At 40.6% G+C, this 20028-nt stretch carries 21 protein-coding genes; 12 read left to right on the forward strand and 9 right to left on the reverse strand.

From position 1 onward, the window contains the following. The first annotated feature begins 104 nt into the window (after positions 1–104). The 12 genes from ACUXV0_RS15870 (at position 105) to ACUXV0_RS15925 (ending at position 12583) form a co-directional block, all read left to right on the forward strand. Positions 105–1754 carry a UxaA family hydrolase gene (locus tag ACUXV0_RS15870; protein ID WP_446190555.1) on the forward strand — a complete coding sequence of 550 codons (1650 nt, stop codon included), beginning with the start codon at positions 105–107 and terminating at the stop codon, positions 1752–1754. A 56-nt stretch (positions 1755–1810) separates the two neighbouring features. Continuing rightward, positions 1811–3214: a glucuronate isomerase gene (uxaC, locus tag ACUXV0_RS15875; protein WP_446190556.1), complete on the forward strand. Its 1404-nt coding sequence runs from the start codon at positions 1811–1813 to the stop codon at positions 3212–3214. Positions 3215–3247: 33 nt separating this feature from the next. Further along, entirely contained in the window at positions 3248–4288 is a 1041-nt protein-coding gene (locus ACUXV0_RS15880) for a PfkB family carbohydrate kinase (RefSeq protein ID WP_446190557.1), read from the forward strand. Positions 4289–4381: 93 nt separating this feature from the next. Further along, a complete protein-coding gene (locus tag ACUXV0_RS15885) occupies positions 4382–5050 on the forward strand; it encodes a bifunctional 4-hydroxy-2-oxoglutarate aldolase/2-dehydro-3-deoxy-phosphogluconate aldolase (protein ID WP_446190558.1) in 669 nt (222 codons plus the stop codon). A gap of 115 nt (positions 5051–5165) precedes the next feature. Further along, positions 5166–6467: an MFS transporter gene (locus tag ACUXV0_RS15890; RefSeq protein ID WP_446190559.1), complete on the forward strand. Its 1302-nt coding sequence runs from the start codon at positions 5166–5168 to the stop codon at positions 6465–6467. 80 nt (positions 6468–6547) lie between these two features. Beyond that, the gene (locus ACUXV0_RS15895) at positions 6548–7894 is read left to right on the forward strand and encodes a Gfo/Idh/MocA family protein (protein WP_446190560.1); all 1347 of its coding nucleotides are present in this window, start codon (positions 6548–6550) and stop codon (positions 7892–7894) included. A 54-nt stretch (positions 7895–7948) separates the two neighbouring features. Continuing rightward, on the forward strand, positions 7949–8263 hold the full coding sequence (gene rhaM / locus ACUXV0_RS15900) for an L-rhamnose mutarotase (RefSeq protein ID WP_446190561.1): 315 nt from the start codon (positions 7949–7951) through the stop codon (positions 8261–8263). Between the two features lie 32 nt (positions 8264–8295). Beyond that, a complete protein-coding gene (locus tag ACUXV0_RS15905) occupies positions 8296–9030 on the forward strand; it encodes a rhamnogalacturonan acetylesterase (RefSeq protein ID WP_446190562.1) in 735 nt (244 codons plus the stop codon). Continuing rightward, positions 9030–10142 carry a glycoside hydrolase family 88/105 protein gene (locus ACUXV0_RS15910; protein WP_446190563.1) on the forward strand — a complete coding sequence of 371 codons (1113 nt, stop codon included), beginning with the start codon at positions 9030–9032 and terminating at the stop codon, positions 10140–10142. The genes ACUXV0_RS15905 and ACUXV0_RS15910 overlap by 1 nt, the downstream gene beginning before the upstream one ends. Before the next feature lie 96 nt (positions 10143–10238). Beyond that, positions 10239–10835: a TetR/AcrR family transcriptional regulator gene (locus tag ACUXV0_RS15915; RefSeq protein ID WP_446190564.1), complete on the forward strand. Its 597-nt coding sequence runs from the start codon at positions 10239–10241 to the stop codon at positions 10833–10835. After that, positions 10836–12092 carry an MFS transporter gene (locus tag ACUXV0_RS15920; protein WP_446190565.1) on the forward strand — a complete coding sequence of 419 codons (1257 nt, stop codon included), beginning with the start codon at positions 10836–10838 and terminating at the stop codon, positions 12090–12092. Next, positions 12089–12583 (forward strand): GNAT family N-acetyltransferase, encoded by a 495-nt coding sequence (locus ACUXV0_RS15925; RefSeq protein WP_446190566.1) that lies wholly within the window; start codon positions 12089–12091, stop codon positions 12581–12583. The genes ACUXV0_RS15920 and ACUXV0_RS15925 overlap by 4 nt, the downstream gene beginning before the upstream one ends. A 7-nt stretch (positions 12584–12590) precedes the next feature. On the opposite strand, the gene ACUXV0_RS15930 is transcribed toward ACUXV0_RS15925, so the two are convergent. The 9 genes from ACUXV0_RS15930 to ACUXV0_RS15970 all read right to left on the reverse strand — a co-directional run bounded on the left by ACUXV0_RS15930 (position 12591) and on the right by ACUXV0_RS15970 (position 19919). Next, a complete protein-coding gene (locus ACUXV0_RS15930) occupies positions 12591–13049 on the reverse strand; it encodes a DUF1801 domain-containing protein (RefSeq protein WP_446190567.1) in 459 nt (152 codons plus the stop codon). A 69-nt stretch (positions 13050–13118) separates the two neighbouring features. Then, positions 13119–13574, reverse strand: coding sequence for a GyrI-like domain-containing protein (locus ACUXV0_RS15935; RefSeq protein ID WP_446190568.1), 456 nt, complete (start codon positions 13572–13574; stop codon positions 13119–13121). Positions 13575–13585: 11 nt separating this feature from the next. Continuing rightward, positions 13586–14098 (reverse strand): DinB family protein, encoded by a 513-nt coding sequence (locus tag ACUXV0_RS15940; RefSeq protein ID WP_446190569.1) that lies wholly within the window; start codon positions 14096–14098, stop codon positions 13586–13588. Between the two features lie 6 nt (positions 14099–14104). After that, positions 14105–14740 (reverse strand): GyrI-like domain-containing protein, encoded by a 636-nt coding sequence (locus tag ACUXV0_RS15945; protein ID WP_446190570.1) that lies wholly within the window; start codon positions 14738–14740, stop codon positions 14105–14107. 60 nt (positions 14741–14800) lie between these two features. Continuing rightward, positions 14801–15280 (reverse strand): YdeI/OmpD-associated family protein, encoded by a 480-nt coding sequence (locus ACUXV0_RS15950; RefSeq protein WP_446190571.1) that lies wholly within the window; start codon positions 15278–15280, stop codon positions 14801–14803. 1 nt (position 15281) lies between these two features. Continuing rightward, a complete protein-coding gene (locus ACUXV0_RS15955) occupies positions 15282–16232 on the reverse strand; it encodes a helix-turn-helix transcriptional regulator (protein WP_446190572.1) in 951 nt (316 codons plus the stop codon). A 127-nt stretch (positions 16233–16359) separates the two neighbouring features. Then, complete coding sequence (locus ACUXV0_RS15960; protein WP_446190573.1) at positions 16360–17118, reverse strand: LytR/AlgR family response regulator transcription factor; 759 nt, start codon at positions 17116–17118, stop codon at positions 16360–16362. Then, positions 17108–19372, reverse strand: coding sequence for a histidine kinase (locus ACUXV0_RS15965; RefSeq protein WP_446190574.1), 2265 nt, complete (start codon positions 19370–19372; stop codon positions 17108–17110). The genes ACUXV0_RS15960 and ACUXV0_RS15965 overlap by 11 nt, the downstream gene beginning before the upstream one ends. Next, on the reverse strand, positions 19365–19919 hold the full coding sequence (locus ACUXV0_RS15970; protein WP_446190575.1) for a hypothetical protein: 555 nt from the start codon (positions 19917–19919) through the stop codon (positions 19365–19367). Before ACUXV0_RS15970 ends, ACUXV0_RS15965 begins: the two co-directional genes overlap by 8 nt. Positions 19920–20028 lie beyond the last annotated feature (109 nt).

Here is a 20028-nt window from a genome sequence, read left to right on the forward strand (position 1 = left end):
AAGGAGATAGCTTTGTGTTATGATATTTTGACCAGTATTAAATACGGTTTGTTCAAAATACTATTAGAATTACAGCAAGGCCAACTGTTAATAGCATAGATTAAATGAAGAATAGGGTACTAAAGGTACATCCGTCTGACAATGTCATTGTTGCTTTAGATTCGCTGAAAAGTGGTGAGGAGATAGCGTACGGAGACAAAAAGACAAAGCTTATAGGAGATATTTCTCCAAAGCATAAGTATAATGAAGAGGATCTGAAGGTAGGTGATGAGGTAATCATGTACGGTGTACTGGTAGGTAAAGCAGCACAGGATATACCTGCCGGTAGCTGGATAAACGTCTTCAATGTTAAGCATGCTGCTTCCCCTTTTAAACTGGGAGATCGTAAAACAGATTGGGAAAAGCCGAATATCGATCTTTTTAAAGACAAGACTTTTCTGGGGTATCATCGTGAAGATGGTTCTGTAGGAACGGCAAATTACTGGATTGTACTTCCTTTAGTTTTTTGTGAAAACAAAAATCTTCAATTGATAAAAGATGCCTTGGTAGATAACCTTGGCTATGGCAAAAAAGAGAAGTATCAAAATTTCGCTGCTGATTTGATCAATAAATACAAGTCTGGCGGTGGTTCTGAAGATATTCTTAATAGTGAATTGCAATCGGTTGCAATAAACCAAAGCCAACCACGTATCTTTGAAAATATTGATGGGGTAAAGTTCTTAAACCATGACATGGGCTGTGGAGGAACCCGTCAGGATGCCCAGGCACTTTGTGGATTATTAGCGGGTTACATTTCTCACCCAAATGTAGCCGGTGCTACAGTTTTAAGCCTTGGCTGTCAAAATGCACAATACAGTATTCTGCAGGAAGAACTGGCCAAAAGAAATGCACAGGACAAGAAACTGATTTTCCTGGAGCAGCAGGAGTTGGGTACAGAAGAGAAGGTAGTGACAGAGGGTATCAAGCAAACTTTGGCGAGTCTGGTAGAAGCTAATAAGATTGAAAGAAAACCTGCACCACTGTCAAAACTGAAACTTGGTCTTGAGTGTGGAGGGTCTGACGGCTTCTCCGGTATTTCTGCAAACCCAGCTTTAGGCTATACAAGTGATCTTTTGGTAGCTCTTGGAGGCACTTCGGTGCTCTCAGAATTTCCTGAGTTGTGTGGAGTAGAGCAAGAACTTAGTGATCGGTGCGAAACAGAAGAGACGGCATTAAAATTCATTGACTTAATGAGAGCCTATGCCAGAAAGGCAGAGGAAGCTGGGTCTGGTTTTGATATGAACCCTTCGCCGGGGAATATCAAAGACGGTTTAATTACCGATGCCATTAAGTCTGCAGGAGCCGCAAAAAAAGGGGGTACATCTCCGGTAGTTGATGTTTTGGACTATCCTCAACAAATCAAAAAGAATGGTCTGAACCTCTTGTGTACTCCAGGCAATGACGTAGAAAGTACCACAGCTATGGTCGGTAGCGGCTGTAATGTGGTTTTGTTTACAACAGGTTTGGGTACGCCTACAGGTAATCCGATTGCACCGGTTATCAAGGTAGCCAGCAACCGAAAACTGGCCGAGAAAATGTCTGATATTATTGACATTAATACGGGTACAGTGATAGAAGGCGAGGAAACAATTGAGGAAGTAGGTACACGTATTCTGAACTATGTAATTGAGGTAGCCAGTGGTACTACGCAATGTGCATCGGTCAGAAACCAACAAGACGATTTCATTCCCTGGAAAAGAGGAGTGAGTTTATAATATTTTTATCAACCCTTGCAGGCAATATAAATGGTCTGTGAAATGAAAGTCATAAAATGAAAAGCTTTTTAGACGAGAATTTTTTACTTCAAACCAAGACAGCAGAGAGGTTATATCATGATTTTGCCAAGGATATGCCGATCATTGATTATCACAATCACCTTCCGCCAGATCAGGTTTTAAATAATATCAATTTCAAAAATTTAACTCATGCCTGGTTAGCTGGGGACCATTATAAATGGAGAGCCATGAGAACCAATGGGGTGAATGAAAAATACTGTACGGGCACAGACACTTCAGATTACGAGAAGTTCGAGAAGTGGGCAGAAACTGTTCCGTACACCATGAGAAATCCATTGTATCATTGGACTCATCTTGAGCTTCAGCGATACTTCGGAATAGACACTATTCTGAATGGTGATACTGCCAAGGCTATCTACGATGAAGCCTCAGAGAAGCTTCAAACTCCCGAGTTTAATGTTCAAGGGTTATTGGCAAGCAGAAAAGTAGAAACTATCTGTACTACTGATGACCCTCTGGATAGTCTGGTTCATCATAAAGAGTATTTTGACCGTACGGAGCAAGGAGTTGACATGTTTCCGGCCTTCAGACCTGATAAGTTTATTTTGATTGAGAACCCTGCCTTTGCTTCTTATTTGCAAAGATTAGGTGATATCGTTGGTTTTGAGATCAATGATTTTGATAATCTGAAGAAAGCATTGCGTAGCAGAGCAAACTTCTTTGCGGCCAACGGCTGTAGAATCTCAGATCACGGTTTAGAACAAATATACGCTTCTGAATTTACAGAAGAAGGTGCTGATAAGGTGCTTAAAAAAGTACTTTCCGGTACATCTATTTCACCTGCAGAAGAGGTTGAGTTTAAGTCGGCCATCCTTCATTCATTAGGTGTCATGTACTCTGAGTTAGGCTGGGTGCAGCAGTTCCATGTTGGTGCTTTAAGAAATAACAATCTGAGAGCCATGCGAGAACTTGGCCCGGATACAGGGTGGGACAGTATCGGTGATTTCCCACAAGCACAAGCGATGTCTAGATTCTTAGGCAAGCTGGATGAATTCAATCAGTTGGCAAAGACGGTCATATATAATCTTAACCCATCTGATAACTATTTAATCGGTACGATGATCGGTAATTTCAATGACGGCTCTGTGGCCGGTAAGGTGCAGTTTGGTTCTGGCTGGTGGTTCTTAGACCAAAAGAAAGGAATGGAAGACCAAATGGATGTGCTTTCAAACGTTGGCTTGATCTCTAGATTTGTAGGTATGCTGACAGATTCCAGGAGCTTCTTGTCTTTCCCGAGACATGAGTATTTCAGAAGGATTCTCTGTAACCTTTTAGGCAATGATATTGAGAACGGGGAATTGCCGAATGATATCAAATGGATTGGTCAAATGGTTCAGGATATTTCATATAACAACACAAAAAACTATTTCGGATTTTAAACAGGACAAAGATCCTTTAACTAACAAAACAAGATGAAAAAAGTAGTAACCTTCGGTGAGATTATGCTAAGGCTAGCTCCTCCCGGTTTTTTGAGATTTTCACAGACCAATAGCTTTGATGTAGTGTATGGTGGAGGTGAGTCTAATGTGGCTGTTTCTTTGGCTAATTACGGAGTGCCGGTAGAGTTTGTGACTCGTCTTCCTAAGAATGATATAGGAGAGTGTGCACTGATGGAGATGAGAAAAAGAAATGTGGGTACTAATCACATTGCTTTCGGAGGAGATCGCTTAGGGATTTACTTTCTGGAGACAGGTGCCGTATCAAGAGGAAGCAAGGTAGTTTATGACAGAGCAGGCTCTGCAGTAAGCGAAATTACTCCCGGTATGATCGATTGGGATCAGGTTTTTGACGGTGCAGAATGGTTCCACTGGACAGGTATAACACCAGCTATTTCCCAAAGTGCTGCAGATACTTGTCTGGAGGCTGTAAAAGCTGCTTCAGCCAAAGGTTTAACAATTTCTACTGACCTTAACTACAGAGCTAAACTTTGGAAGTATGGTGGAGATAGAGAGGCTATCATGACCGAGCTTACATCGTATTGTGATATTATTCTTGGCAACGAAGAAGACGCAGAAAAGCACTTTGGTATTAAGCCGGAAGGGCTAGATGTTCATAGAGATGGTCATGATGTTACTGCTCAGGCATTCCTTTCTGTGTGTAAACAAATGATGGAGAAATTCCCTAGAGCCAAGAAAGTTATTACGACTCTTAGAGGATCTATCTCTGCCTCTCATAACACATGGGCAGGTGTAATGTTTGATGGTGAAAATATGTATGAGTCTCCTCAATACCAGATTACGGATATCGTAGACCGAGTAGGTGGTGGTGATTCATTTATGGGTGGTTTGATTTACGGTCTATTGAAATACCCTGAAGATGATCAGAATGCACTAAATTTTGCGGTAGCAGCTTCTTGCTTAAAGCATACCATTAAAGGAGATGCAAACCTTGCTACAGTAGCTGAAGTAGAAAAGCTAATGAGCGGAGATGCCTCCGGAAGAGTAGCTCGCTAGACATTCAGCGGTCGGCCATCATCAGTCGGCCAGAAAATTATTAAAAATACAAAAGCCGAAAGTCGCAAGCTGACGGCAGATAGCTAAAAAGAAATGGCAAAATATTCAAGATTAGAAGTAGCTCAGGTGATGAAAGAAACAGGTATGGTGCCTTTATTCTTTCATTCTGATATTGAGCTTGGTAAAAAGGTAGTGAAAGCCTGTTATGAAGGTGGAGCCCGTTTAATGGAATTCACCAGTAGAGGTGATTTCGCTCATGAGGTATTCGGAGAACTGAATAAGTATGCTTTGGCAGAATGCCCGGGTATGATTCTCGGGGTAGGTAGTGTTACCGATGCTGCTCAGGCTTCACTATATATGTCACTCGGAGCCAACTTTATTGTTACTCCGGTACTGAGAGAAGACATCGCTGTGGTTTGTAACAGAAGAAAGGTATTATGGTCTCCAGGCTGTGGTTCTCTTACAGAAATCTGTAGAGCAGAGGAGCTGGGCTGTGAGATTGTGAAGCTTTTCCCGGGAGACCTTTATGGACCTAAGTTCGTGAAAGGTATCAAAGGACCTCAACCATGGACCAGCATCATGCCTACAGGCGGGGTTTCGCCGGATGAAGAAAACCTAAAAGGATGGTTTGATGTAGGGGTAACCTGCGTAGGAATGGGTTCTCAGCTGATCTCAAAAGATATCCTTGCCTCAAAGGATATGGAGGTCCTAAAACTTAAAGTTGAAGAGGCTTTGGCCATCATCAAAAAAGTGAGAAAATAATGACGACGAAAAGACCATCCTTATGGGTGGTCTTTTTGCTTTTATCAACAACAGATTGTTTCTCTGCACCTTAAACGGTAGATTAATGGTCTGAATAATTCAACCCTAGATAAATATGAATAATAAAGTTGGAAATTACCGGTGGACTATCTGTGCCCTGGTCTTTTTTGCTACTACCGTTAATTACCTTGACAGACAGGTAATCAGTCTCTTAAAGTCCGTCTTATCTGAAGACATGAACTGGGATGACGGAGACTATGCAAACATTGAAATTGCGTTTAAACTCGCCTATATGTTCGGGATGGTCATCGCCGGGCGTGTGGTAGATAAATTAGGAACCAAAAAAGGATATGCCTGGGCTACAGGACTTTGGAGTTTATCTGCCATAGGTCATGCTTTTGCCAATAGTGCCTTTGGTTTTATGATAGCCAGAGCTGCACTTGGTTTAACAGAGGCTGGTAACTTCCCGGCAGCCATTAAGACCACTGCAGTTTGGTTTCCGAAAAAGGAAAGAGCCTTTGCCACAGGTATTTTTAACTCAGGAACTAATGTCGGGGCTATTGTGGCTCCATTGACAGTTCCCTTTATAGCCGTGAAATGGGGTTGGGAATGGGCCTTTATCATTACCGGAGCTATTGGGTTCATTTGGTTGGTATTATGGCAACTGAACTACACCGAGCCATCTGAAAGTAAAAAATTGTCAAAAGAGGAGTACGATTACATTCACTCAGATAAAGAAGATGAAGAGTTGGAGCAAGAAGTAGCTGGTGAGAAAGTGCCTTGGTTAAAGCTTCTTGGTTTTAGACAAACGTGGGCTTTTGCTCTTGGTAAGTTCCTTACTGACCCGGTATGGTGGTTCTACCTTTTCTGGCTTCCAGATTTCCTTCAAAGTGAGTACAATCTAACCTTAACTGGTATTATGGTGCCGGTAGCAGTAGTGTATACTATTTCTACTATTGGTAGTGTTTATGGAGGTTATTTGCCACTCGCCTTTATGAATAAAAATATGCCTGCTTTTAAAGCAAGAAAAACGGCGATGTTCATTTTTGCTTTGTTGGTATTCCCGGTTGTGTTATCACAATGGGCAGGAGAAATTAACATGTGGCTGGCTGTGCTTCTCATCGGTATTGCAGCAGCAGCTCACCAGGCTTGGAGTGCTAATATTTTCACTACGGTTTCTGACATGTTCCCGAAAAAAGCCACTGCTTCAGTGACGGGTATCGGAGGTATGGCCGGCGGTCTTGGAGGTATCGTACTTTCGTGGGCGGTACAGAAAAATATGTTCGTTTACTATCGTGAAATTGGACAAATAGAAAAAGCCTATTTCATTATGTTCCTGATCTGTGGAGCGGCATATTTACTGGCTTGGTTAGTGATGCATTTCCTAGTGCCTAAAATGAGCAAAGTAAAAATTTAAAACACGTCTTTTTTAAAGAGAGTTAAGGATAGCCCGAAAGAGATTTCGGGCTATTTTTATGTATCAACCATTTTGAAATAATGAACAACTTAAACAGAAGAGATTTTATCGGAAAAACCGGAATGGCAGCTGCCGGAATTTTGGGCTCAGGAGCCTTATCAGAAGTGTTTGCCACTACGGCAGGTGTCAAGAAAAAAGTCGCATTAATCGGTACTGGTTCGCGTGGTACTGGCATGTGGGGTAAGCCGGTTTATGAGGAGTTTAAAGATGTCATAGATTATGTAGGCTTATGTGATCCGAATGAAGGTCGACTTAAATATGCTCAATCCTATATCGGAGGAAATATCCCATTGTATCAAGACTTTGAGAAAATGATGAAGGAGACCAAACCGGATATACTCATTGTCACTACAGTTGACGCCACACATAGCGATTATATTGTAAGAGGAATGGAGCTTGGGGCAGATGTGGTTACAGAGAAACCGATGACTACTGACGAAACCAAGTGCCAGGCCATTCTGGATGCAGAAAGAAGAACTGGGAAAAAAGTGACTGTTACCTTCAATTACAGATATTCACCTCACCGTCAAAAAATCTATGAAATCATACATTCAGGTGATATTGGTGAAATCACCTCCGTAGATTTTCATTGGTATTTAGATGTACATCACGGAGCAGACTATTTCAGAAGATGGCATAGACTGGTAGAAAAAGGAGGCTCACTGTGGGTGCACAAGGCCTCACACCATTTTGACCTGCTCAACTGGTGGTTAGAGTCTGAGCCTGAGTCTATTTATGCTCAGGGAGATTTACAGCATTATGGTAAAAATGGTCCGTTTAGAGGTGAAAATTGTAGAACATGTCCTCACAAAGGAGAGTGTGATTTCTACTGGGATATTACCAAGCGTGAGCAGTACATGAAGCTGTATGTAGAGAATGAAAAATATGACGGATACCATAGAGATGGTTGTGTTTTCAGAGATGATGTCAATATCTGGGATAAACATGCCGCTACTATTCATTATGCCAATGGGGTTAATGTAAGTTACTCACTTACAACATATTCACCTTACGAAGGATATAGAATCGCTTTCAACGGTACCAAAGGTCGAATAGATGCTTGGATCAAAGAATCTGGTGCAATGGAAAGACCTCATTATGATGAAATAATGGTGAATTATAATTTCGGTGAGGTGGAGTATATACAGATTCCCCAGAGTGCCGGTCATGGTGGAGGTGACAAACGACTTCGAGAGAAAATTTTCAGATATCCTGAAAGAGAAGACAAGTTCAGACAGTCTGCCGGTAGCCGAGATGGTGCTATGGCAATTCTAGTTGGAGTAGCGGCTAGAAAAAGTCTGGATTCAGGAATGCCTGTGAAGATAGGTGATCTGACAGATCTAACTCCAAGAGCCAAAAAGGCTTAAAATAACATTTCAATCAAAGGGTGGCTATTTGAAAAAGTAGCACCCTTTTCTTTTATGAAGAGATTAGGATTCAAGATGAAACTTCTGCCGGGTTTTGAGCAGGAATATCAAAAAAGGCACGATGAAATTTGGCCGGAGCTGTCGAATCTGCTCGGAGAGCATGGCATATCCGACTATTCCATTTTTCTGGACTCAGAGACTTTGGATTTGATTGGTATTCTCAAAATTGAGGATGAACAAAAAATGGATGAATTGCCAAAGACTGTGATTATGCAAAAGTGGTGGGCCTATATGGCTGATATTATGGAGACAAATGACGATAATTCTCCTGTGAGTATTCCTCTAAATGAAGTCTTTTACATGCCATGATTAGAGTATTATTTTTTTTAATAGTTAGTTTTTTGAGCTTAAGCTCAAACCGAAACCCGACTTTATTTTTAATTGGAGACTCTACCGTCAAAGCCGGAAGTGGCAATGGGGGCAATGGTATGTGGGGCTGGGGTTCAATGATTCCGTACTTCTTTGATTCAACTAAAATCAATATTGAAAATCATGCAATTGGTGGCAGAAGTAGCAGAACATTTTTATCAGAAGGCAGGTGGGAGCCCGTACTTTCTAATATGGAGCAAGGTGACTTTTTGATAATTCAGTTTGGTCATAATGATGATTGGGCCATTAATGACACCATTAGAGCCAGAGGGAGTATAACAGGAATTGGTGATGAAAGCGTGGAAATTGAGAATATGATAACCCAAAAACATGAGGTAGTACATTCATACGGCTGGTACTTAAAGAAATATGCTCGAGAGGCTAAAGCCAAAGGGGTAGAAGTCTATATCTGTTCTCAGGTGCCTATGAACCGTTATACTGAAGAAGGATTGCTCAAGCCTTTGCCAAAGAATTATCCTCAATGGGCAAAACAAGTGGCAGGTCAGACCAAATCGTACTTTATAGACTTACAAAATGAGGTGGGCATGCAATATCAAAACTTAGGCTATGACCATGTGAAAGAAGCTTTTTTTACACAGAGAGATGATGTGCATACCAATAAAGTAGGGGCTATTTTGAATGCCAAAACTGTGGCAAATTTGATAGAAGAGGGAGATGGTGAACTGAAAAAATATTTGAAAAAGTGATGTTAAAGAAGTTTTTAATGGCTGGTGCCATTGTTTGTTTTTGTAGTGCAATTGGCTTTGCCCAAAGCAAAAAGAAGGTGTTAAATGACCTCGTAAAAACAAATGCCTATTTAATGAGAAAGTGGCCTGACCCGGCTATGAAGGTGATATCTGATAAAGAGCGAACCAGTAATTTATGGACCCGTGGAGTATATTATGAGGGATTAATGAACCTCTACCGCTACACGGGAGATGAAACGTATTTGCAGTATGCCAAAGACTGGGCAGAGGGCAATAATTGGTCGCTTAGATTTGGAAAGGAGAGTAGGCATGCCGACCCGATGTGTGCCGGGCAGACTTATCTTGACCTGTATGAGTTAGATCCTGAACCGAAGAAGATAGCAGATCTGAAACACGCCGTAGATTTGATGGTATACTCCGAAAAATCTGATGACTGGAACTGGATAGACGCACTGCAAATGGCTATGCCGGTTTTTGCAAAATTCTCTATCATGGATGGTAAGCCAGAATATAGTGAACGCATGTATGAGATCTATATGTATACCAAAACTCAGGAAGGAGGAGGGCTTTACAATACCCAAGAAAAGTTATGGTGGAGAGATAAGGATTTTGTACCACCCTATAAAACGCCCGGTGGAGAAAACTGTTATTGGTCCAGAGGAAACGGTTGGGTAGTATTGGCTCTCGCAAGGGTAATGGAGATTTTGCCAAAAACTGATCCGCACTATTCTGAGTATGAGAATACCTTTAAAGAAATGATGTATGCCTTATTACCACTTCAGCGAGAAGATGGATTCTGGAATGTAAGTCTTACTGATCCTACTCATTTTGGAGGACCCGAGCTTAGTGGTACAGCACTTTTTGCGTATGGAATGGCCTGGGGAATAAATCATGGTCTGCTTCCGGAAAAGACCTTTAAAAAGCCAATGAAGAAAGCATGGAAAGCTATGAGTACCACATGTATCCATGACGACGGCATGCTGGGTTATGTTCAAAGTACAGGGAAAGAGCCTAAAGACGGTCAGCCTTTATCTTTTGCGAAACCTGCAAATTTTGAGGATTACGGATTAGGCTGTTTTCTGTTAGCAGGAGTGGAAATATTAAAATTGTAATTTTTTAACCCGTCATTTTATATTTTGAATAAAGTGACGGATTTTCTTTTATTCTAGAATATAAATGAACGTTCATTCATTTATATTTGTCCTTCAATGAGATCGCGAGACGAAAGCAAAGAATTACTGGTAAGGCAAAAAGCTCTGGAGTTACTGGTGAACTCGGGGTTTGATGGCTTCAGTATGCACAAGCTGGCTAAAGCAGCCAAGGTTTCTCCAGGTACGCTTTATATCTACTTTAAGGATAAAGAGGACCTGATCTTGAGTTTGGCTGATGAGGTCTCACAGAATTTGATTCAAGCGACTTTTAAGGGTTTTAACAATCAAATGGATCTGGAGACAGGGTTATGGGTCCAGTGGAAAAACAGATCAGACTTCAGGATTAATTCGCCGCTAGAGGTGGAGTTTTTTGACCTCATCGTTTTATCTCCTTATCGAGAAAGGCTTAAGACAAAGGTCAATGAAATTTTTAGCCATGAGCTCGGTGGATTTATTGAAAAAGCTATTGAAAGTGGAGAAATGGAGCCGATGAGTCATACCGTTTTCTGGTCGCTAGCTTTTGCACCATTGAATAACCTTACACGATTTCATTTGAATGGAAAGGGGCTGGGCGGCAGACCTTTTTCATTGTCAGAAAAAGATTTAAAAGAGGCTTTTGATCTAGTGATCAGAGCGTTAAAAAAACAAGAATAAATGTCGAAAGAAAGAGTTTTTACACCTTATCAGGTATTTATGATTGCCATTTTGGCCTTCATACAGTTTACCGTTATTCTGGATTTTATGGTGCTTTCTCCTCTTGGAGCCATCCTAATTCCGGAGTTAGAAATTTCTACCTCTCAGTTTGGTTGGGTTGTCTCGGGTTATGCTTTCAGTGCGGGTCTCTCCGGGATTTTAGCCGCAGGGTTTGCTGATAAATTTGACCGTAAAAAACTACTGCTTTTTTTCTATGTCGGTTTTTTGATAGGAACGGCTCTTTGTGCATCAGCCACCAATTATCAGTTTCTTCTTTGGGCTAGAATATTTACAGGGATTTTCGGAGGGGTAATCGGCTCAATTGGCTTTGCCATTATCACAGATATCTTTCCTTTGGAAGTTCGAGGTAGGGTGATGGGCTTTACGCAGATGGCTTTTGCTGCCTCTCAGATTTTAGGTTTACCTATCGGCTTATACCTGGCGAATGAATATGGTTGGCATTTTTCATTCTGGATGATTGTGATCGTTGGTGCAATTGTCGGCGTAATTATGGTAGTCTTTATGAAGCCTGTGAATGAACACCTGGAAGCGAATAAAGGTCAAAATCCTTTCAAGCATCTGATAGGTACAGTGAGTAATCCTGATTATATAAAAGTGTTTTTATCCACAACACTATTAGCCACGGGCGGATTTATGCTCATGCCTTTTGGCTCCACTTTCAGTACCAATAACCTCGGGATTTCATTGAGTGATTTGCCACTTCTTTATGGTGTAACGGGTGTGTTTACGATAATTTTCGGGCCTATTATTGGGAAGGTAGCAGATAGAATAGGCAAACTAAAAGTCTTTGTTTTCGGGAGTGTACTGGGTATGATATTGGTCGGTATTTACTGTAACCTGGGTGTAACGCCACTTTGGGTAATCTTGATACTCAATATTGTTTTATTCCTTGGTATTAATGCACGTATGATTTCTTCTCAGGCCTTGATTACGGCTATTCCCGATATGAAGGATAGGGGAGCATTTATGAGTATTAACTCCTCGGTTTCTCAGGTATCTGGTGGTATAGCCTCTGCCGTGGCCGGGATGATCGTATTCCAAAGACCGGATGGTTTTGTGGAAAATTACCCAGAACTAGGCTGGGTGGTGATTGCTTCCATGATTATTTCTGCAGCCTTAATGTTTGTGATCAATAACCTGGTTGAAAAGAGAAGTAAACCGGCATCTGAAGTTAAAGCTAAACCAGTAGCAGTATGATAGAGATAATTAGGGCTGAGAAAGAAGACTTGAGCATCATTCAGGAATTAGCGTATAAAATCTGGCCACCAACTTTTAAGGATATTTTGTCTGATGCTCAGATGGAATATATGCTTGAAATGATGTATTCTTTGGAGTCTCTAGAGCAGCAAGTAAAAGATGGTGTCGTGTTTTTGCTCTGCAAAGTAAATTCTAAAATTGTTGGCTTCGCTGGTTATGAACTCAACTATAAGAACAGCCCCAAATTAAAGCTGCATAAGCTCTATTTTTTACCTGAGACTCAGGGGAAAGGTCTTGGGAAAATGATGATAAACAGGCTAGCTGAGATAGGTGAAGAGTCAGAACAGCTAGTAATAGCTCTTAATGTCAATCGTTTTAATAAGGCGTATGATTTTTACCTTAAGACTGGTTTTCAAAAAGTAGGATCAGAAGATATTGACATCGGGAATGGATATCTTATGGAGGACTTTATTCTGGAAAAGAAGATCTAACCGTTCGCTATTTCTTTTGCATTACCTCCTGGTAATGATTGACCCATTCTTCAACGGTAAGTTTACGAGCCAGCTCGCCAATAAGCTCATAGGGAATGTCGTCCATTTTTTTGAGACGAAGACAGCTTTTACCCATATCTAACTTTCTTTTGGAATGTTTGGGGTATTCACTTTGAAACCATTCCAGGATTTCCGGGAAAGCGTAAACTCCCATGTGATAAAGAGCTATAAAGTTTTTTTGAGAAGCCAAATTGATAAAGGGTAGTGGCTTTTTAGGATCACAATGATAACCGTCCGGGAAAAAAGAATGAGGTACCACCCAGGCTATCATCCCCGAGTCTATTTTATGTTCAAAGCCTTCAGGAATATTTTCATTGATGATATCTCTGATTTTATTTAATGCCTCCTGTCTTTCTTCTGGGGCTTTAGCGATGTATTCTTCAGGGCTATCTGCAGAAATGGTCATTTGGATGGGTTTAAGTAAAAAAGAGAACACAATTTATAAAAATTAATGTTCTCTTGAATTTTAGTTTTATCAATTTACCGATAGGTATATTTCAACCTCAGAATTGACTCCTTTCTTAGAATTAGGTCCGTAAACTTCAAAATCGGCAGTATAGGCTCTGTTTAAAGTGTTGTCATTTGACCAAATCTCCTGCCATTTTCTGACTACTGCATCAGGCATTTCCCCTTTCGCCAAATGGTGCGAGTATTTCTGAGACTTAAATTCCCTTCCAATCAATCCTTCCGGAATTTGCTGAAGTGTCTCTACTTCCATTCCAATAATGGTGGTATACTCCTCCTCATGGTTTGAGGTATAATCGGTGTACACAGCGTAAATATTTTCACCTTTTAAAGAAGGTATTTTCGCCGGTATATTCACTTCCATAAATCGCTGCCATAGTCGACCAATGTCTTGAGCAGCCCGGCCATTCTGATTAGAAGTTCTGATACTGATGCCTATAATCTTAAGGTCTCCAAGGGTCTTCATAGATAATGTTTTTACATGTTGATTAATCCTTCTGTTTCATCTGCACTTGGTCCATAGGGGCCAGGAACAGGAATATCTTGTAACCTTAGGTATACCTGTAGCTGTGCTCTATGGTGGGCGTTTTGGCCAAAAGCATGACGTACCGCTTCCCATTTAGGAATATCGAGGTATACCTGATCGCCTGCGACTAATTGCCAGCTATCCATTAGGTTTTCTTCAGAAGCTTCTTCTAAAGCTTTACGGGCTTTTTCTAATGAATTATCGAAGAATGTCAGCAACTGGTCATTTGATTCAAATGTTCTAGGTGGCCAATCTTCTGTAGCTACATCCCACTTGTCTTTTTGTAGGGCAAAGGCAATCATCTCTGGAATATCTGCTAAATGGACAGCCAATACACCCATTTTCATACTTTTTGGATGGGGAACCCAGTCATATTTGTTGTCTGGTACCTGAAGAAGCATTCTTCTGGTTTCTTTAGCTTCTTCTTCTAATTCTGCTTTAAATGCATCGATAAATGAAATCATGATAGTTTATTTATTAGTTGAGTATTTAACTGGTTCTCTAAGTATAGTTCTAAGTTTTTCAGGAGCGGTTTTTCGAAAGTCTGACAGGTAGATTTCATGATGAACTCCATTCTTTTGAAGTTTATGAGCTTCGCAAAAACTGAGGATTTGTTTGAGACTCTCAGGTTCATTTTCAAAAGGCCCGATATGCATAATTTGTACACACAAACCTTCATTTGCTGTAGTCCAGCAAACAGAATCAAAGTCCAAAGTAGGTTTCTTTCTTTTGACAGCTGATTTAGCCTTTTTAAAATCAGATTCGTTTACAACCTTCGGCATTCTAATTTGCAATTGATATTCCCATTCAGCCCTCGGGATTTTTTGTGGGGCTTCATCCATAGTGTATCCGGAATATCGAGTCTCATCAAACCACCAAAGTCCTTCTAGCGGCGGAACAATAAAATCCTGACCTCTGGTTTTCAATTCGAATTTGATGGTATAGGCTATAGGGTATAGTCTTGAGATATTCTCGGCGAAATCTTTTCCGGAAGGATCACCTTTACCTCGAATACTGAGATAAGACGTCTCGGGTAATTCTACGATCTCGGGAGTGGTCTTAGCCGTGTAGTATTTCCCATCTGTCTTTTTAAGGTCTATTTTCATTTGCCTGATTGTTTGATACAAAGGAACTCAGGCAAGGTGACAAGGGTATGTCAGTAGGCTTTAACTATCGTGAAATTTCTTCTTTCTCCTTAACTTTTCTGTCATCTCATTAATTCTCTGAACCTTGGTGTCCATGCTCTTTGCAGCATTTATCCAATCAATGTATTGTTTTTGATGACTTGGCTTTAGTGAAGAGTAGAATGCAAAAGCTTCAGGAATATCTATAATACACTCAAGGATTTCATGCGGAGTTTGCCAGGATGTTTGACATTCGTAAATGCGTATTCTTAATCGATCTCCTTCGGCTTTTTTAAGTTTCCTTCTTATTTCTGCTTTTATGGGTAAGAAAAGTTTACCGTCACCCTTGGGCATAAGCTTGTAATGAGTTAGCTCTAAATGGTCAAAGAGTACATCAACTTCACGCCAGCCAAAGGGGTTAGAGGAATCGGGTAAAATATCTTCCAGATCTACAAAATGCCAACCGCCCTTGCCGGGAAATTTTTGAATAGTTAAGACCAAATCCAGAATAGGCTCTTTCACGTCAATTGAAGTTTAGTCGTTCTTGTATGTCACTCACCCTTTGCTGAACCAATTCTTTCAATGCCTCCGGTTTAACAATTTCGGCATAGGCCCCAAACATCAAAAACCAATGTGAAAAACCATGCAGAGATGGTGATAAGAATGTCATCTCCAGGTATTCTTCATGTTCTGTTTGATTTACAAAACCCATATAGAAATGCTGATCACCGAGTCTGTTGACAATATCAGGGTCGAGACGAATTATGACCTCTGTAACTTCTTTTTCAGATTGAGTTTGACTCAAAAAGCTTTGCAAGCCAGGGTGCTGTTCGGTAAAACGTTCTTTTGAAATAGAAAAGTCATCTATTCTATCAATTCGGAAGTTGCGATAATCTTTTCTAAGCCTACAATAGGCAATCATATACCATTTATTTCCTGAGTTATATGTACCAATAGGCTCAACCTCTCTATTGGTAGACTCTGCCTTTTGACTGTTATACTGCATAGAGATGACTTTTTTCTCAGCTATGGCCTTTAAAATATGGCTTATCTGAAGAGTGTCATTGCTGGTCTCGGGTACAAATCTATTTTTCAGAACTGCTATACTTTCTGAAATCCCATCCACCATTTCTTTTTGTTGCGAAGCAAGGACAGCTTTTATTTTATAAAGTGCAGACTGGAATGCCTGCATGGTGGAGGTATCGGTGAGGTTTTCAATGAACTTCTCGGCTGTTACGAATGAAAGGGCTTCCTCTTCTGTAAAGTGAACCGGAGGAAGGCGATACTCTTTCATAATAGAATAACCAATCCCAGCCTCTGAAATAATGGGTACTCCGGCTTGTTCCAATGTTCTGATATCACGATAAACCGTACGAAGACTTATCTCGAAACGGTCAGCAATTTCTTGTGCCTTTACGATCCGCTTTGATTGAAGTTGAATGAGTATTGAAGTAAGACGGTCTAAACGGGGCATAAGGTCATTCAGAATTAAGATTCTAGCATTAGAGAAGGATTAAAGCTCATAGATAGCACAAAGCGAATTTAATTCATCGCTTTATTATTTGCCTCCCAAAAAGGATCAAATTCGAATTAACGATTCTTTAAACCTCCATCAATCCTTTAATATTATCCCCATAGCTACTTCCACTTTCCAGCTTTGTTTTTTTTATATCCTTCAGTGAAATCATGAATTTGCCATTGAATGTTTTCTCCATAGACTCTATGAAATGTGTATGTATAATAGCCGATCGACTAATTCGGATAAACTCATCAGGCAGTTTTTGGTCTAAAGCAGTGATAGTATAGTTGGTGAGGTACTGCATACCGTCCTGAGCATTGAGAAAAACGTATTTATCCTCGGCATGGAAATATGCAATGTCGGTCAGTGGAATGAATAGAATTTTATCTCCTTTTTTGACGGTGATACTATGAATAGTTTTCTTCTGATTCACTTGAGTAAGCAGCCTGGTCAGTGCCTCCGTATCCATTCCTTGTTGCTGTTTCTCGAGTGATCGTAGCTTTTCTACCGTTTTGGCCAGTCGGTCTTTCTCCACAGGTTTCAGAAGGTAATCCAGACTATTCTCCTCAAAGGCCTGAATGGCGTATTGGTCAAACGCAGTACTGAAAATCACCTTAGGCATATACTCCAGCTGCTCCAATAGTTCAAATCCATTTAACAGTGGCATTTCTATATCCAGAAAGATTAAATCTGGTTTTAGAGATTCAATTTTCTGGAGAGCTTCTTCACCGTTTGATGCTGAGTCTATAATCTCAAAAACATCATCGAAAGCTGAGAGCAGCCTTTTCAGCCGACTGATAGCTAGTGGTTCATCGTCTACAAGTATGGTTTTATAAATCATGGTTTCGGTCAATTGAAATGGTTAACTGTTTGATTGGGCTGTTTTCAATCTCTAACGAGGCTTTGCCTTCGTAGATAAGCTCCAGTTTATCTCTTACACTTTTTAGTCCATAGCCACCGCTCATGGCTTCGCCAAACTCGGGGCCGTTATCGTGAATTTTAATAATGATCAAGTCGTCTTCCGGTGAAATGTCAATCCTGATCATACCGTCTTTGGCAATTTTGGAGATGCCGTGTTTTATGGCGTTCTCTACCAAAGGCTGTAGTAAGAAGCGGGGGATCTGATGAGAAGAAAGACTTTCATCCAAATTGATTTCATATCGGAGTCTTTCGCCAAATCGCATTTGCTCTATGGCCAGGTAAGATTTTACAAGGCTAATCTCCTCTTCTATGCTATGGTAGCTTTCATTTTTACGTCCTGTGGTGGCTCTGAATAACTTGGATAACTCAATAGTCATATCCTCAGCCTGATCGGCGTTTTCATGAATAAGACCAGCTATACTATTCAAGGAATTATAAAGGAAATGAGGGTTTATTCTGGCCTCTAAGGCATTGAGTTGAGCCTTAGTTTTGAGTTTCTCGAGATTGAGTAATTGCAGCTGCTGCTGACCCAGCCTTTCAGACATGTTTCTGCTACGGTTCCAATAGCTGAAGAAGGATATATTGGCAAATACCGGAACAAGAAGAAACAGAAAGGCCAGGAAAATGGGCTCTGCATCCTGAGGCCTGTTCATGAGCCATTTATAATGGTAGACCAATCCTCTACCTTGTACGGCCTCCTCAGGAATACTCTGCAGAATTCCATGCCCAAGCATATAGAAGAAGATGGTCATCACAGAAAGAATCAGATATTTTAACCATGTCTTTCTTATCCGGTGATTCAGAAGCGTGATAAATATCCATATGGCCGTAAAGGCCAATACACCATTGATAAAGTTTAAGTAGAAAATGGCAATGTTTTCGGTCTTGGTTCCTTTATCCGCAAGCATTTGGCTTGAGAAAAAGGTAATAGTGTTGAAGCCATAAGTCAGTAAAGTAATAAAAAGCAAAGCGAGCATGGCCTGCCAGAATTTGGGTAGACGTTCCCAGCTTTTAGTCATCACCTTTGGCTGTTCCTCTTTTTTAAATTTCTCAGTTTGCGGATTTCTTTTGTTTGGGTTATTGACAATTTTAGGCTTGGCTCTACGCTTTTGAGAAGCAGGCTTTTCCGAAAGTTTTAATTCCTTTATGCTGTCTGGTCTAAAGTCTGTTTGCTCTGTATATACATGCGGAACCCCGTTGATTTTAATTCTTCCTCCATTCGTCTTGAGTTTGATATTGGCTCCGCCTTCATTTATTTGGCCTGTCCAGCGGCTATTGTTCTGTTCGCCTTGAAAAAGGAAATTACCATTAGCTCTGATTTTATTGCCTTTGGCATGTAGGTCCAGGTTTTGCTTTTCGTTAAACTGGAAATTAATATTACCCCCATTGGTTACCAGCCAGGCATAGTTTTCAATGTTTTTGGCTTTGAGACTAACATTGCCTCCCATGGTGTTGCTGGCAAGGTCACCGTCCAGCTCAGAGACCTTGATATTTCCTCCCCAAGAAGTTGCTTTTAATTCTCCTTTAAAACCTTCTACCGAGATATTGCCACCTCGAGTTTTGCAGTCCATTTGTCCTGCGTAGTTCACCACTTTGACATTACCGCCATCTGTGATAAAGTCGAGATCTCCTTTGCAATGTTTCACATAAAGGTTTCCACCTCCAGAGGCTATTTTTATGTTTCCCTCACTATTGGCCAGTGTAACTTTTCGACCAAAATTCTTTTTTATACTTTCAATTTGACCTTTGATATTATCAAAAGAAACTCCTCCAAATCTGGATAAATATCTATGATGACCATTGATGCCTTTGACCGTAATATCGCCAATCTGTGTATGTAAGTGAGTGGAGCATTGCTTAGGAAGATATAGCCTGAAGCTCACTCTTTTGAAATCTACGAAGCTCGTGAACCAGTCTCTGCCGTAATAATTGCTTTTTATACTCAGTCTGCCTTCAAAGTTTGAGATGACAAAGCCCAGCTTGTCAAAATCTGCCTTGGACATGGGTCTCCATTCAAACAGGCTTTCGAGGGTGATTTTTTGAGCAAATACCTCAACTCTATAATCTCCAGACTCGGTGTAGAAACATTCAATATTCCCTCTTCCGGTTTGGACAAAAACCTCTTTAAGGCCTTCGGTTTCAATTGCTTTGCTATGTAAGGGGATATTATTCATGTTTGTTAAAGAATGTCCAATCCAGTACGATGCCCGAGTATTTCAGAATACTTGGAATCAACCAAAGTTGGGTAAAGAAAGCCTTAAATACGCTTGTTGGAGTTTCGCTGTCAATAAAAGGTAGATGGCGTAAAATATCTGCAAAAACCGGAGAGATAAAAATGAGAGTAATCGCAAACTTGATAAGGCCGATGATGAAAGCTATGATCCCTAAGTTAATTAAGTAGGGTAGGAAATTTTGAGATATCCTATTGATGGCATCGCCCACATGTTTGGTGAGTTTACTGAAGAAGTCTACTATCCATTCGAATCCCAGGTCAATACTTCCCTTACCTAAAAAGGCGACAAAAAGTAACACATTAAATATGTCAATGGCCCATTTAAATTCGTCTGTTCTGGAAACCCAGTTGCTGCCAAATCCACCGAGAAGAGCAAAAAGTAAAAGAGCAGCAGCATTTTTTATTAAACCTGCTGGCTGACGGTTTCCTTTGGTCCATTTGTCAGCCTTACCTACAAGCTCTGCATAACCTAGTAAAATCGGTGTCATAGTATTGATGGTTCGCATTTATGTTTAGAATGTACAGGCATTTTAAGAGCCTGTGGTGAAATTATTAATTTTTATGTTGTCTTGAGTTGCAGACATCGTCTGCAACTCA

The organism is Jiulongibacter sp. NS-SX5, from assembly GCF_052828545.1.